Annotated in this window: 19 protein-coding genes; 12 read left to right on the plus strand and 7 right to left on the minus strand. The window is 35.0% G+C overall.

All coding sequences use genetic code 11. From position 1 onward, the window contains the following. Positions 1–55 precede the first annotated feature (55 nt). From ABVM53_RS04940 to ABVM53_RS04950, 3 genes are all read left to right on the plus strand, one after another. Positions 56–1,024 (plus strand): electron transfer flavoprotein subunit alpha/FixB family protein, encoded by a 969-nt coding sequence (locus ABVM53_RS04940; protein ID WP_371457712.1) that lies wholly within the window; start codon positions 56–58, stop codon positions 1,022–1,024. Between the two features lie 84 nt (positions 1,025–1,108). After that, complete coding sequence (locus ABVM53_RS04945; protein WP_405330126.1) at positions 1,109–1,717, plus strand: bifunctional nuclease domain-containing protein; 609 nt, start codon at positions 1,109–1,111, stop codon at positions 1,715–1,717. 6 nt (positions 1,718–1,723) lie between these two features. Continuing rightward, the gene (locus tag ABVM53_RS04950) at positions 1,724–3,139 is read left to right on the plus strand and encodes a NupC/NupG family nucleoside CNT transporter (protein WP_371457714.1); all 1,416 of its coding nucleotides are present in this window, start codon (positions 1,724–1,726) and stop codon (positions 3,137–3,139) included. Here the strand turns inward: ABVM53_RS04950 and ABVM53_RS04955 are convergent, their stop codons facing one another. Beyond that, entirely contained in the window at positions 3,140–3,535 is a 396-nt protein-coding gene (locus tag ABVM53_RS04955; RefSeq protein WP_405330129.1) for a hypothetical protein, read from the minus strand. Positions 3,536–3,637: 102 nt separating this feature from the next. Here ABVM53_RS04955 and ABVM53_RS04960 point away from each other — a divergent pair, with 102 nt between their 5' ends. The 5 genes from ABVM53_RS04960 (at position 3,638) to ABVM53_RS04980 (ending at position 7,449) form a co-directional block, all read left to right on the plus strand. Beyond that, positions 3,638–4,489: a thymidylate synthase gene (locus ABVM53_RS04960; protein WP_405330132.1), complete on the plus strand. Its 852-nt coding sequence runs from the start codon at positions 3,638–3,640 to the stop codon at positions 4,487–4,489. A gap of 17 nt (positions 4,490–4,506) precedes the next feature. Further along, positions 4,507–4,920 (plus strand): energy transducer TonB, encoded by a 414-nt coding sequence (locus ABVM53_RS04965; protein ID WP_128758138.1) that lies wholly within the window; start codon positions 4,507–4,509, stop codon positions 4,918–4,920. Between the two features lie 82 nt (positions 4,921–5,002). Further along, positions 5,003–6,166 (plus strand): ergothioneine biosynthesis protein EgtB, encoded by a 1,164-nt coding sequence (egtB, locus tag ABVM53_RS04970; RefSeq protein WP_405330135.1) that lies wholly within the window; start codon positions 5,003–5,005, stop codon positions 6,164–6,166. A gap of 12 nt (positions 6,167–6,178) precedes the next feature. After that, positions 6,179–7,150, plus strand: coding sequence for an L-histidine N(alpha)-methyltransferase (locus ABVM53_RS04975; RefSeq protein ID WP_405330138.1), 972 nt, complete (start codon positions 6,179–6,181; stop codon positions 7,148–7,150). A 17-nt stretch (positions 7,151–7,167) separates the two neighbouring features. Beyond that, on the plus strand, positions 7,168–7,449 hold the full coding sequence (locus ABVM53_RS04980) for a DUF427 domain-containing protein (protein ID WP_405330141.1): 282 nt from the start codon (positions 7,168–7,170) through the stop codon (positions 7,447–7,449). Positions 7,450–7,472: 23 nt separating this feature from the next. Here ABVM53_RS04980 and ABVM53_RS04985 read toward each other — a convergent pair whose 3' ends face one another. Both ABVM53_RS04985 and ABVM53_RS04990 read right to left on the minus strand, forming a co-directional pair. After that, positions 7,473–7,763 carry an isoamylase early set domain-containing protein gene (locus ABVM53_RS04985; protein ID WP_405330143.1) on the minus strand — a complete coding sequence of 97 codons (291 nt, stop codon included), beginning with the start codon at positions 7,761–7,763 and terminating at the stop codon, positions 7,473–7,475. A gap of 197 nt (positions 7,764–7,960) precedes the next feature. Next, entirely contained in the window at positions 7,961–9,031 is a 1,071-nt protein-coding gene (locus tag ABVM53_RS04990; RefSeq protein WP_405330145.1) for an aminotransferase class V-fold PLP-dependent enzyme, read from the minus strand. A gap of 58 nt (positions 9,032–9,089) precedes the next feature. On the opposite strand from ABVM53_RS04990, the gene ABVM53_RS04995 reads away from it, so the two are divergent. From ABVM53_RS04995 to fabD, 4 genes are all read left to right on the plus strand, one after another. Then, complete coding sequence (locus ABVM53_RS04995) at positions 9,090–9,515, plus strand: 2TM domain-containing protein (RefSeq protein WP_405330148.1); 426 nt, start codon at positions 9,090–9,092, stop codon at positions 9,513–9,515. A gap of 4 nt (positions 9,516–9,519) precedes the next feature. Continuing rightward, positions 9,520–10,011, plus strand: coding sequence for a dihydrofolate reductase (locus ABVM53_RS05000; protein WP_405330150.1), 492 nt, complete (start codon positions 9,520–9,522; stop codon positions 10,009–10,011). 129 nt (positions 10,012–10,140) lie between these two features. Next, positions 10,141–10,641, plus strand: a complete 501-nt coding sequence (locus ABVM53_RS05005; protein WP_405330153.1) for a pyridoxamine 5'-phosphate oxidase family protein — start codon at positions 10,141–10,143, stop codon at positions 10,639–10,641. 140 nt (positions 10,642–10,781) lie between these two features. Further along, positions 10,782–11,663, plus strand: a complete 882-nt coding sequence (fabD, locus tag ABVM53_RS05010) for an ACP S-malonyltransferase (RefSeq protein WP_371457724.1) — start codon at positions 10,782–10,784, stop codon at positions 11,661–11,663. A gap of 64 nt (positions 11,664–11,727) precedes the next feature. On the opposite strand, the gene ABVM53_RS05015 is transcribed toward fabD, so the two are convergent. The 4 genes from ABVM53_RS05015 to ABVM53_RS05030 form a co-directional block, all read right to left on the minus strand. Further along, positions 11,728–11,964, minus strand: coding sequence for a hypothetical protein (locus tag ABVM53_RS05015; protein WP_128758128.1), 237 nt, complete (start codon positions 11,962–11,964; stop codon positions 11,728–11,730). A 235-nt stretch (positions 11,965–12,199) separates the two neighbouring features. After that, on the minus strand, positions 12,200–12,418 hold the full coding sequence (locus tag ABVM53_RS05020) for a hypothetical protein (protein WP_405330157.1): 219 nt from the start codon (positions 12,416–12,418) through the stop codon (positions 12,200–12,202). A 48-nt stretch (positions 12,419–12,466) separates the two neighbouring features. Further along, a complete protein-coding gene (locus tag ABVM53_RS05025; RefSeq protein ID WP_405330159.1) occupies positions 12,467–13,216 on the minus strand; it encodes a TIGR03915 family putative DNA repair protein in 750 nt (249 codons plus the stop codon). Beyond that, positions 13,217–14,479: a putative DNA modification/repair radical SAM protein gene (locus ABVM53_RS05030; protein WP_405330162.1), complete on the minus strand. Its 1,263-nt coding sequence runs from the start codon at positions 14,477–14,479 to the stop codon at positions 13,217–13,219. Between the last annotated feature and the right edge of the window lie 47 nt (positions 14,480–14,526).

Here is a 14,526-nt window from a genome sequence, read left to right on the forward strand (position 1 = left end):
AATCGAGAAGAATTAAAAACTACTTTTCATTAACCGGAAAGAAAAAATTAAAAATATGTCAGTTTTAGTATATACAGAAGCAGAAGAAGGAAAGTTTAAGAAAACCTCCTATGAGGTTGTGAGTTATGCGCGAGGCATAGCAGATATGATGAATACTACAGTTACAGCAATTGCTGTTAACGCAGATAATACTTCAGAATTAGGTGCCTATGGCGCAGACAAAGTATTGCATATCAAAAATGATAAATTAAACGCTTTTAATGCAAATGCCTACGCCAAAGCAATTGCACAAGCAGCTAACCAGGAAAGTTCTAAGGTAATTGTAATAAGCAGCAGTGCCAATGCAAAATATCTTGCACCATTGCTTGCTATAGATTTAAATGCAGGATATGCTTCTAATGTTGTTGCTCTTCCTGAAAGCGCATCACCATTTACTGTTAAACGTACTGCGTTTACAAATAAAGCTTTCAATCATACCGAAATTACTACCGACATTAAAATTGTAGGTCTTTCAAAAAATAGCTTCGGAATCAAAGAATCGCAGAAAGATGCTTCAGAAGAATCTTTTGAACCTAGTTTAGAAGATGCACAATTTGATGTTGAAGTTAAATCGGTAGACAAAGCAAAAGATAAGGTTACCATTGCAGATGCAGAAATTGTTGTGAGTGGTGGCCGCGGATTAAAAGGTCCAGAAAACTGGTCTATGGTTGAAGAAATGGCAGATATATTAGGAGCAGCGACAGCTTGTTCTAAGCCGGTTTCTGATATGGGATGGAGACCACATAGCGAGCACGTAGGACAAACCGGCAAGCCTGTTGCGTCTAATTTATATATAGCTATTGGAATTTCTGGAGCTATTCAACATCTGGCAGGAATTAACTCTTCTAAAGTAAAAGTGGTTATCAATTCTGATCCCGAAGCGCCGTTTTTTAAGGCAGCAGACTACGGTATTGTAGGTGATGCATTTGATATTGTACCCCGACTTAACGAAAAACTAAAAGAGTTTAAAGCTAATAACTCATAATTTAGTACTTTCGGCAATTCAAAGGGCTGTTTAAATTTGGATACTTGTCCTCTTTTAAACAGCCTTTTTATATTTTTGCAACTTATGAGTTTAGTGCGTTTAAATATTAAGGGAATATCGTACAGCCAGACACAGAATGGCGCGTACGCTTTAATTCTAAGTGAAGTTGACGGCGACCGGAAACTACCCATAGTTATAGGTGCTTTTGAAGCACAATCAATTGCAATTGCACTTGAAAAAGAAATTTTGCCTCCACGCCCACTCACCCATGATTTATTTAAAAACTTCGCAGATCGATTTGAAATAAACGTGAAGCAAGTAATTATTCACAAGCTTGTGGATGGTGTGTTTTACAGTAGCATTATTTGTGAGCGTGATACTATTGAAGAAATTATAGATGCAAGAACCAGCGATGCCATTTCATTAGCATTGCGATTTAATGCGCCCATATTTACTTATAAAAATATTTTAGACAAAGCCGGTATTTTCCTCAAAGGTTCAGAGTCTGAGCAAGACGGATTTGAGGATGATGTTCTGGTAGATCAACTTATTATTGAGGATGATCCTGTAGAAAGTAACGATTATAAAAAAATGTCACTAAGTGAACTTAACACGTCACTTGATGAAGCAGTAGCTGCAGAAGACTATGAAGCAGCAGCAAAAATACGTGACGAGATTTCTAAACGCAATTAACTATAGATGCGAAAATTACTTTCTTACCTCTTTATTTCTTTGATTTCTATTTATGGCGCGGTTGGCCAGACAGTTGAAGAAATTTTACCCGTTGCTGAAGCAAAAACCCTTATACCCAATTCAGGATTTTCATTTGATAGTTTGTGGCGAGGTGTTTTAGGAATGGTTTCTTTATTATTAATTTCTTACCTGCTAAGCTCTAATAGAAAAGCTATAAACTGGAAAACCATTGGAGTAGGACTTACCGCTCAACTTTTACTCGCGTACGGTGTATTGAAAGTTGCATTTGTTCAAAATCTTTTTGAGTTCGTAGGTAAAATCTTTGTCAAAATCTTAGAGTTTACTGCTGCTGGAAGTGAATTTCTATTAGGCGGAATGATGGATACCGAAAGCTATGGATTCATATTTATATTTCAAGTTCTTCCCACAATCATCTTCTTTTCAGCCCTTACATCTGTATTATTCTATTTAGGTGTTATACAAATAGTTGTAAAAGGAATGGCTTGGGTTCTTACAAAGCTGATGAATATTTCTGGAGCTGAAAGTTTATCGGTTGCAGGTAATATTTTTCTAGGTCAAACTGAAGCTCCATTAATGATTAAGGCCTATTTAGAGCGAATGACTCGTTCTGAAATACTTTTAGTTATGATAGGCGGTATGGCCACTGTTGCCGGAGGTGTTCTAGCTGCATATATAGGATTTCTTGGAGGAGATGACCCAGTTGCCCGTTTAGAATTTGCACGTCATTTATTAGCTGCTTCTGTTATGGCAGCACCAGGCGCTATTGTTATTTCAAAATTGCTTTACCCGCAGCAACAACCTATTGATGCGCGAGTAGAAGTATCTTCAGATAAAATAGGTTCAAATATACTGGACGCCATTGCAACAGGAACAACAGAAGGACTCAAGCTTGCTGCTAACGTAGGTGCGATGTTACTTGTATTTGTTGCTTTTATTGCAATGATAAATTACGGTTTCAACAAAATAGGAGAAGTAACCACTCTTAATAGCTTCTTAGCAGCTTATACTCCTTACGAGAGCTTCTCTATCGAAGCGATTTTAGGAACTATTTTTGCTCCTTTAATGTGGCTCATAGGTGTTGCAACAGAAGATGTTATGCTTATGGGGCAACTTCTAGGAATTAAGCTTGCTGCCAGTGAATTTGTAGGATATATACAATTAGCAGATCTTAAAAATCCTATAAACGATATTAGCTTTACCTATCAAAAGTCTGTTATAATGGCAACTTATATGTTATGCGGTTTTGCAAATTTCGCATCAATAGGTATACAGATTGGAGGAATAGGATCTTTAGCACCGGGACAACGCAAAACGCTTTCAGAATTTGGTCTAAAAGCGGTTATAGGTGGAACGATAGCATCATTATTATCTGCTACGTTAGCCGGAATGCTTATTGGATAATTAAAAGGTTAATGCCCATTCTTTAGCCGCTTCAAAAGTTTCAAAGAATGCGAACGACCCTTCAAAATAACTCTGCTCTTTAATGAGCTGCTGTCTTCTCTCATCACCGTTAGGAGAAACAATAGCCAGACCTTTCATTTTATGAAGATCTAGAGATTCCATAATTTCAGAATCAAATTGTGTATTTAATCCGCGTTCAGATATCAGAACATACTTCTGATTTCCATAAAACTTATTAACTGCATTTACGATCTCTAAAGCCTTTTCTTTAGAAACTAGTTCGAGATCTTCATTAAAAAGACAATGCACAAAAGTGTCATAAAAAGTAACCTGTGCAAATGAGTACGTCTTTGTATTATTAATAGTCATATGATACGAATAAGTTATCAAGCTCAAAAGTACTTATTTTACTTAATAAAATTTTAGAAAATTTTAACTTATTAGCGATTTTTCAAATTTGCTATTCCTATTTTTGAAAACCGATAAAATTTAGACCCCATGAAGCAGTATCATGCGCTTGCAAAACACATTCTTGAAAATGGCATCCAAAAAGGTGATCGTACTGGTACAGGTACTTTGAGCGTATTTGGTTATCAAATGAGATTTGATTTAAGTGAAGGATTTCCAATGGTTACAACCAAGAAATTACACCTCAAATCTATCATATATGAACTACTATGGTTCTTAAAAGGAGAGACTAACGTGGGTTATCTTCAAGAAAATGGGGTACGCATCTGGAATGAGTGGGCAGATGAAAACGGCGATTTAGGACCTGTCTATGGTCATCAATGGCGTAATTGGGCTAGCGAAGAGATCGATCAAATTAAAGAAGTAATTGAGACGCTTAAAACAAATCCTAACAGCAGACGTATGCTTGTAAGCGCCTGGAATCCTAGTGTTCTTCCAGATACTTCAAAGTCATTTTCAGAAAACGTAGCAGCTGGGAAAGCAGCATTGCCTCCCTGTCACGCCTTTTTTCAGTTTTATGTTGCACCAGCAGACCCCAATAGCGAGGATAAGCGACCACGACTATCCTGCCAGTTATATCAACGCAGTGCAGATGTATTTCTTGGGGTTCCTTTTAATATAGCATCTTACGCATTATTTACAATGATGATTGCTCAGGTTTGTGATTACGCACCGGGTGATTTTGTTCATACTTTTGGTGACGCGCACATCTACAATAATCATATTGAGCAACTAAACTTGCAATTGAGCCGAGAAATACGCACCTTACCGACAATAAAGCTTAATCCTACTATCAAGGATATCTTTGATTTCAAGTTTGAAGACTTCACACTCGAAAATTATGATCCACATCCTCACATAAAAGGAGCGGTTGCCATTTAAACATATAACTAATAATTATGAAAGCTATTTTTTTTACGCTATTCCTCACTATTTGTTCAATTTCATATGCTCAGGAGGGAATTACCGTGTCGGGTAATTCGATCTCTATCACAGAAATACCTCCAATTTGGCCAGGTTGTACTGGGAACGCAATTGAGAAAAAAGCTTGTTTCAAGAAAGAGTTAGTTAATCATGTGATTAGTAATTTTCAATTTCCAGAAGGTTATAAGAAAGGAAGCGTAAAGGAGAAAGTAATTGTGGATTTTGTAATAAATGAAGAAGGCAAACCTCAAATACTTGGAGTAAAAGGCGGAACAAAAATGTTACAGGAAGAAGCTAAACGCAATATCTTAGCTATTCCTCAAATGACACCAGGTCAAGCTGGAGGAAGTCCTCGAGCCATTAAATATTCTATGCCCTTTACGTTTTAACGCCCTGTTAACGCAAGTCTAAAAAACAGCAAGACAATATTATTGTAACTTTGAGAATAACCAAAAGTTATCCCTCATTGCTATGATTACCAGTTCTATTGCGCTTTTAGACTTTTTACTAGAAACACGTGAGCATACAGAAACAATTTGCAAACCTTTACAAATTGAAGATTATGTTGTGCAGCCTATTGAAGATGTTTCTCCACCTAAATGGCATTTAGGACACACCACCTGGTTCTTTGAAGATTTTATTCTGAAAAAATTTAAAGATGATTATCAGGTCTATGACGATCATTTTGCTTTTGTATTTAATAGCTATTATGAGAGTATGGGAGCTCGAGTGGTGCGCACAGATCGTGGCAATTTATCCCGCCCAACGGTTGATCAGGTTTATGCATATCGCAAATATGTTACCTATGCTTTAAGAACATTACTTGAGGAAAATGACACCGATGAACTTGCTCAACTTATTGAGATAGGAATTCACCATGAAAAACAGCATCAAGAGCTACTACTCACAGACATTAAATACATTCTAGGGAATAATCCATTACTCCCAACATATTCAAGTGAATTTCAAGAATTTAAGCTGAATCCCAATCCTGCCGAATGGCTTTCTATACCTGAGGGTATTTATGAAATAGGTCACAAGGGTGATGGCTTTAGCTATGATAACGAATTAGGTGTGCATAAGGTATATCTTAATTCTTTTGAAATTAGCAGTAGATTAGTTACTAATTCAGAATATATACAATTCATAGAAGCTGGAGGATATGAAAGCGTTCTGTTATGGCATAGTGAAGGATGGGCTTGGATTAATGATAACGCTATAAAAGCTCCTTTATATTGGCACAAGAATGATAATCATTATGAATACTACGGATTGAATGGCTTGCAGAAATTAAATCTCGAGGCTCCCGTTACTCATATTTCTTATTATGAAGCTTTTGCATATGCGCAATGGAAAGGATTGCGACTACCTACAGAATTTGAATGGGAAGTTGCACAATCGCAATTTGACTGGGGAGAGCGCTGGGAATGGACAGAAAGTGCCTACCTACCCTACCCTAACTATACTAAAGCTCCAGGAGCATTAGGAGAATATAATGGCAAATTTATGGTTAGCCAGAAAACATTGAGAGGCGGCTCTGTAGCCACATCAAATAACCATACTAGACCTACTTATCGTAACTTTTTTCACCCTCAATTAAGATGGCAATTTACCGGCCTGCGACTTGCTCGTTAATTCTATAAAAAGATGAAATCAAACCAAGAGACAAAGTTTAAAAACACTTTTGAAGAAGAAGTGTACGAAGGATTAACAGCATTCCCTAAATATTTATCCTCAAAGTATTTTTATGACAAAAAGGGTGATAAACTCTTTCAAAAAATAATGGCTCTCCCTGAGTATTATTTAACTGAATGTGAACGCACAATTATCGAAGAAAATAAAGCCGATATATCTAACCTATTTTCTGGAGATGCAGGCTTTGATCTTGTTGAATTAGGTGCAGGAGATGGTAAAAAAACTAAAATTTTATTACAAGAATTAATTGAGACCAAGAGAGATTTTACTTATAAGCCTATTGACATTAGTCAAAATGTTCTTGATGAATTAGAAGAAGATGTTTTAAACAGATGGCCTTCAATAAATATTGAGACCGAGCAGGGAACTTACTTTAATATTTTAAAGAAATTAAGTGAACAACAAAAAGACCGTAAAATGGTCATCGTTGTACTTGGCTCAAACATTGGCAATTTACCACACAAATATGCCGTCGAATTTTTGACTACGATTAGAAAGTCTATGCAACCGGAAGATCTTTTGTTTATGGGTTTTGATCAGAAAAAAGATCCTCAGGTGATTTTAAATGCTTACAATGATTCTCAAGGGGTTACTGAGGAATTTAATAAAAATCTTCTTTCTCGAATTAATGAAGAAATGAACGCAAATTTTGACTTGCAAAAATTTAATCACTGGCCCGTATATGATCCTGAAAACGGAACCACAAAAAGTTTTTTAGTAAGTACCGAAGATCAAACTGTAACCCTGCAAAATCTAGATCTTGATATTCATTTTTCAGCCTGGGAAAGTATACACACAGAAATTTCCCAAAAGTATGATGATGTGATTGTAAACTGGCTGGCGCAAGAGGCCGGACTCGTAGTAGAAAAGCAATATTCTGATCCAAAAAATTATTTTACCGATTACATATTCCGAATAAAATAATTAAAAACAAGAGCGTAATGAAAGCAACATGGAAAGACGTAGTTCTAGCAGAAAGTACTGAGACAATTCTCGTAGAGGGTAATCATTACTTTCCTGTTAACGATGTTAATAAAGAGTTTTTAATAAACTCAGAGACGCATACCATCTGCCCTTGGAAAGGCATTGCAAGCTACTACTCGATAAAAATTGAAGGGGAAATTCTCAAGGACGCCGCCTGGTATTATCCTAAACCAAATATGAAAGCAAAAAATATAGCCAATCACATAGCTTTCTGGAAAGATGTTAGTGTTCACCCTTAGGTAAACACTAACATTTAAAAAATCTATAAAGATAAAACACTGTTCTCTGCACCAGCAAAATCATTCCATCGTGCACCATCAGCTTCAGGCTCTGTCATCCAATTTTGGTCTACAGCATACTTGAACTCATAAGAAGCATCTACAGGTATATTTAATGATCCCTTAAAAGAACCGTTTTTTAATTTTTTAAGTTCAGCCTTTTCCCAATTATTGAAATCTCCTGCCACAGCAACTGTCTTAGCATCTACATTCTCTACCACAAATGTTACCTTACATTCTGGTTTTGATTTTAAGAATTGTTTTGTAATCGACATAACTATTAGTTTTAAGTTTCTCCAAATTTATAAATGATAACTGATAATTTTCCAAGAATCAGACTTTTAGACTTATTTTTCCGAATAATAGACACAATTAAAGTGTTGTTTTTTAATTACTTAATCCGCAAACGTTATCTAAAGAGAATATACTATTATTTTATATAAATATAATTATTAAAAATAAGTCTTGCGTGCTAAATTAACCGTGAAAGCTTCGTTAAATCGTCTTCTGAATTAAAATAATGGAAGCTAACCCGAATACCCGTTCCTCGTTGTGAACAGATTATGTTATTCTCAATAAGCTTATTAAAGAGTTTCTGATCTCCTTTAATGTTAAAGATTGAAGAATGTTGCCCTCTTTTAGAAATTATTGGGTCCAATAGTTTTTTTTCAGAAAACACTTCCATTGCCTTTTGTTTAAGAAGATCAATTTGATTTGTAATTTGATCTTGCCCTATACGTTTGATTAATTTAATAGAAGCCTGCAAACTCCCTTGAGCAAGAGTATCAAGATGACCCGGTTCGAGACCGCCAATAAACGAGTCATCTTCTTCTTTAAATGCACCCCTTACAGAGTTGAAACCAGTCGTTTTTAATTTTAAATTGGAAGCTACCTCATTTTTTATTAGAAAGAAGCCATTACCATACCCCGCATTCATCCATTTATAAGCACTGGCTCCTAAAATATCGATACCGCTTTCGTTGAAATTAAAGCTCTCGACACCACAGTACTGTGTACCATCTGCAATAATTATAAGATTAGGATATGCTTGTTTTAATTCTTTTAAAAAACCAAAATTAACTTGAATACCACTAATGTATTGAACGAGACTAAGACATAGAAAATCTGGTTTTTCCTTTGTCACACATTCAAGTATATTATTTTCTAAATTTTCATCAATAATCGCATAGCAGGTTTTGAAACCTCGTGATAGCACCGGCCAGTTAATTGATGGATAATCTTCTTTTAACAGCGCAATTTTAGAATTTTTTGGAAGCGCTTCTAACACCGCATTAAAACCTAAAGAAAAGTTGGGGACTAATCCTACCTGAGAGGCGTCACAATTAAAATAGCTCCCTACATTCTTACGTACGCCATCTAAAAATTTATCTTGATCATTTTTCAGCAAGCTTCCCATTACTAAGTAATCAAGATCATGATTTTGTCTAAAGTCAAGCAAAGTTTCTGATAGCAAACCAGATGCTGCCGTATTTAAATGAATGTAATTTGTAGTAACCGGAAACTCTTTTTTTAAGTTTTTCATAGGTGAGATCTGCAATTAAATCTTGTAAATTTGATTTGTAAACAATTTACCTCATCTTATGTTCTCAAAAAAGCAGGAAATTACTAAAATTGATCGTGATCAACGTGAGCTTATAGAATACGCTCAACTACGTGTAAAAGAGAAAAAAAATCTTTTCAAACATTTTGTTATTTTTCTTGCTGGGGCAATACTCTTAATCATCCTAAATTTAATTTTAGATTTTGGAGCAGATTTTAGACCTCTTGAGATAGATTGGTTTGTATGGGGAACATTGATTTGGTTCTTCTTTTTTCTAATACATTTTTTGAATGTATTTCTTTTTAAATCCTTTATGAATAAAAAATGGGAAAATGACCAACTTGACAAACTTGTCGCTAAGCAAAAAACAAAAATTGCCCAACTTCAATCTAAAGTTGATCAAGAACACCCCATTATAGAACCTAATACAACCTATACAAGACCTAACACTCCGTTAAACTCGTAGCTCTATGATTACAATGATTGCTGCTGCTGCAGAAAATAATGCATTAGGTAAAGACAATGATCTTGTATGGCATCTTCCTGATGACTTTAAGAGATTTAAGCAATTAACTTCCCATCATCACATTATAATGGGTAGAAAAACTTTTGAGACCTTTCCCAAACCATTACCAAACAGGACTCATATTGTTATCACAAGAGAAGAAAATTATGAAGCCGGAGCAGATATTATAGTGGTAAACAGTATAGAGGCTGCTTTAGATTATGCTAAAAATGATGACAATCTATTTATTATAGGTGGCGGTGAAATTTACAAACTTGGTTTGCCCTACGCTACTCATATAGAATTAACACGAGTTCATCATACTTTTGAAGCAGATGCTTTTTTCCCTGAACTTAATCCTGAAAACTGGTCCCTTGTAAATACTCAGTTTCACGATAAAGACGAGCGGCATAAGTACTCTTTCTCGTATTTAACTTACGAGAGAAAGACCCATTAGCGTACTATTCTTCCGATTATAAATAACTGAATTCGGTTAACAAACTTTATCGTATTACACAGAATTATTGGCATATTGTTATCAATATGATAAGGTTCACAATCTTAACTTTAATAAAAAAATAAAGTTATGAGTACTGAAAATTTATCAAACACCGATGCAATTAATAAACTAAAGGATTTAGCAACCTCTATAGACTTTGCTATGATGGTTACTAATCTTTCAAATAAACCACTTGACGCAATACCTATGTCTACAAAAAAAGTAGATGAGGTAGGTAATATTTGGTTTCTAAGTGGAGCAGATAGTGATCACAATGCAAATATTGCTAAAGATGCAGATATGCAATTACTGTACGCTAAGCCATCAGATATGCAATTTCTAAGTGTATTTGGAAAAGCTTTTGTAACTCGCGATAAGGTAATTTTGGAAGAACTGTATTCAACTACAGATGATTCATGGTTTGATGGCGTTGAAGATCCTAATCTCACTGCCATAAAATTTACTCCATCTCAAGCTCAATATTGGGATACTAAAAACAACAAATTTGTATCCTTACTCAAAATGGGATATGCAGCAGTTACAGGAGATAAAGTGGATGTAGGAGAAACGGGATCTCTAAATTTATAATAACAAAAGGAGCTTCAATAGCTCCTTTTTTATTGGTTATCACAATAGTTGTGAGTCCGAGTAGAATCGTAGTATTAAAATTATATTCGTACTTGGTCATTACTTATTTTTACAATTCTAATTTTTTGAAAAATATAATTATGAAAGCTTATATATTCCCTGGACAAGGGGCTCAATTTACAGGAATGGGCAAAGATGTTTATGACAATTCAGAACTTGCACGCTCTTTATTTAATAGAGCTAATGAAATTCTAGGTTTTGACATTACTAAAATTATGTTTGAAGGCTCTGCAGAAGAGTTAAAGCAGACAAATGTTACCCAGCCAGCTATTTTTATTCATTCAGTAGCATTGTTTAAATCTTTAGGAGAAAGTGCCAAGCCAGAAATGGTAGCTGGTCACTCACTTGGAGAAATTTCGGCATTAGTTGCCAACGAAGTTTTAAGTTTTGAAGATGCACTTCAACTTGTTTCTAAACGTGCACAAGCAATGCAAAAAGCCTGTGAAAGTACTCCTTCTACAATGGCTGCTATTTTAGGTCTTGAAGATGAACTTGTTGAAGCAGTTTGTGCTGATGTTGATGGAGTTGTTGTTGCTGCCAATTATAACTGTCCAGGTCAATTGATTATATCTGGTGAATTAAGTGCCGTTGAAGAAGCTTGTGAACGCCTTAAGGAAAGAGGTGCAAAACGTGCCCTAATCTTACCGGTAGGAGGTGCTTTTCACTCTCCGCTAATGGAGCCTGCACGAGAAGAACTTGCTACCGCTATTGAGAATACAACATTCAATACTCCTTCTTGCCCTATTTATCAAAATGTAAGTACTACAGCGGTGTCTGACCCAGCTGAAATAAAGAAAAATTTACTCTTTCAACTTACAGCTCCCGTTAAATGGACGCAAAGTGTTCAAAATATGCTAGCAGATGGAGCTACCGAGTTTATTGAAGTGGGTCCCGGTAAAGTTTTACAAGGATTAGTAAAGAAAGTAAGCCGTGATGCAGTTACGAGTAGTGCTGCGGTTTAAGAAACTAAAATATTAGACATAAAAAAAGCCCCTAAAAGGGGCTTTTTCTTATCTTGAGAAGATATTACATGTCGTCGTTTCCTTCAACTTCGTCTTCTACTTCTTGAGCTCCGTCTTCGATAGCATCACCTGTATCTTCAGCAGCGTCTTCTATAGCGTCACCAGCATCATCCATAGAATCACCCATGTCATCAGCAGCGTTTTCCATTGCATCTTCAGTTTTCTCTTCAGTAGTTTCGCGACAAGCAGAAACAGAAACCATTAGTAAAAGTGCGAAAGCACTAAAAATTAATTTTTTCATAATTGGTAATATTTTAATTAGCGTTAATTGCTCGCAAAAGTATATAATTTAAAATCACAATATCATAAAAAATATTAAATTTTTTATCGAATTATAGTTTTGATAAAAATATCGCAAGGAATACAACAATTCAATTAACATAATTGCAGCAAATTCTCAACTTTTCAAAGCGACAACGTTTACGTTAGTGGTTAAAGAAATATTTTAGAAAATCAGATTTTGAATTAAGATATAATTAAGCATCATCATCCATTACATCATCATTTCCTTGGATCTCATCATTTAATTCGTCTGCTCCTTCCTGTATAGCATCCCCGGCATTTTCTGCACCGTTTTCAATATCTTCTCCTATTGACTCTAGAGCGTCTTCAGTTTTTTCTTGAGTAGTTTCTCTGCAAGAATAGGTTGTACTTAATAAAGTGACAAACAACAAGTTTGATAATATTCGTTTCATAGTGTATTTAATTTAGTAATAATCTATACTAAAGTAATCAAATTCGTTTTAAAGCGGATTTTTCTCATTTAAGTATTTCCAATAGCGCTTAGGTACGTGTTGTTTATGAAGTCGCATATTAACTCTGCTTTTAATATTTGTACTGCTAAAATAGTTCTGCCACAATAAACCGTAATTAGTTTCTTCTTCGTGCATTGCATTTTCTAAATCTTGCTTTGAATTAAAGTCTAACTCAATAAATGCTATTGAATCTAAATTGTAAAAAATACCATACCCTCTCTTGGTATCATATATTACAAATTGCTGATCTGCATATCTATTTTTAAAGTGTTTGGCTATTAAAGGAAGGACATTAAAATCTGGACTTATAATAGAAACATACAAATCCTCTTTAGTTCTTTTAAAACGCACGAAAGCTTCCATTCTGTGCTTTTCTCTTCCTACTTTTTTGGTAAGTTGCGAAAGCATTAACACAGCAGGGTGTCCATAATCATTTTCATTTTGAGTTTTTAAAACATATTGTAATGCTTCAAGTATATATCGCTCACGCTCATCAATCTCGCTTAGAAATGACCAATAAATTAACTGACTAAGATTTTTATAGTCCTTAAGTCTGTCCCATACTCTATTTGCCTTACCTTCATCTGTATATACAGTAACTGCTTCAGAAAAAAAATCGGGCTCGTAGTGAACCTCGTCAACTATAATTACTTCATTTAATCGCTCTTCATAAACCTGAAAAATAGCAGTTAGCAGGCCTTCAAAACTCCCATCATATATTAATGTCTGCTTTTTCATTTAATTGAATAAAGACAATTGCTGATTATAGAATTTCTGATATTTACTTTGCGAAGATTGTAAAATCATACTCTTAATACGCTCGGGTTCTAAATCTCTACTCTCAAAATTTGAAGAATTACAAACCATAAAATATTTAGCTCTACTCATCGCTATACCTATAGCTTTTAAATTCTCCCAATTAAGACGTCTGTATTTTCTGGCATTTATAATTTTATGCACAGACTTCATGCCTAAACCAGGAATACGCGCTAAAAGTTGTTTATCTGCTGTATTTACATCTACCGGAAACATATGCATATTACGTAAAGCCCAACTCAATTTAGGATCAATATCAATATCAAGATTAGGATGATTTTGATTTAATAATTCACGTACATCAAATCCATAAAAGCGCAATAACCAGTCTGTTTGATACAATCTGTTTTCGCGTAGCATAGGCACCTCAGTCCCTAGAGCAGGTAATCTATTATCTTCTAAAACCGGTACGTATCCAGAATAGTATACCCGCTTCATATTATAAGTGCTGTAATAATGCACAGCAGAATACATAATATCTTTGTCACTTTCCCCCGTTGCACCTACAATCATTTGAGTGCTTTGTCCTGCAGGAGCATATACCGGAGTATTTTTTATAATCTTTTTCTCTGCTTTGTACTGAATTATTTCATTTTTTACCTTTTCCATAGGTTTAATAAAATCCTTGTGATCTTTTTCTGGAGCAAGTAATTTGAGACCTGAAACTGTAGGAATTTCAATATTTATAGAAAGCCGGTCTGCATATAAGCCGGCTTCGCGCATTAATTCATCGCTACATCCCGGTATAGATTTTAGATGAATATAGCCATTGAAATTTTCTTCTAAACGCAGTTTTTTTGCCACGGAAACCAATCGCTCCATGGTATAATCTGGATTGTGAAATATACCACTGCTTAAAAACAGCCCTTCAATATAATTGCGCCTATAAAAATTTATGGTAAGATCTACAACCTCTTGAATTTTAAATGCAGCACGTTTTATATCATTGTTTTTGCGACTTACACAGTAGGCACAATCAAAAATACAATGATTTGTAAGTAGTATTTTTAATAAGGAAACACAGCGTCCATCTTCGGTATAACTATGGCAAATACCCATACCAGAACTATCACCTAATCCCTTATTTGTGTTTGTACGTTTGCTACCACTACTGGAGCACGATACGTCATACTTTGCCGCATCTGCAAGTATGGATAATTTTTCTTTTATTCTTTCAAAATTCATAGCGTGGAATTTTTACGAATTTAAAGAATATTTCCTATTTAAAGGAT

It is taken from the genome of Leeuwenhoekiella sp. LLG6367-2.1, assembly GCF_045055775.1.
GTDB lineage: Bacteria > Bacteroidota > Bacteroidia > Flavobacteriales > Flavobacteriaceae > Leeuwenhoekiella > Leeuwenhoekiella aequorea.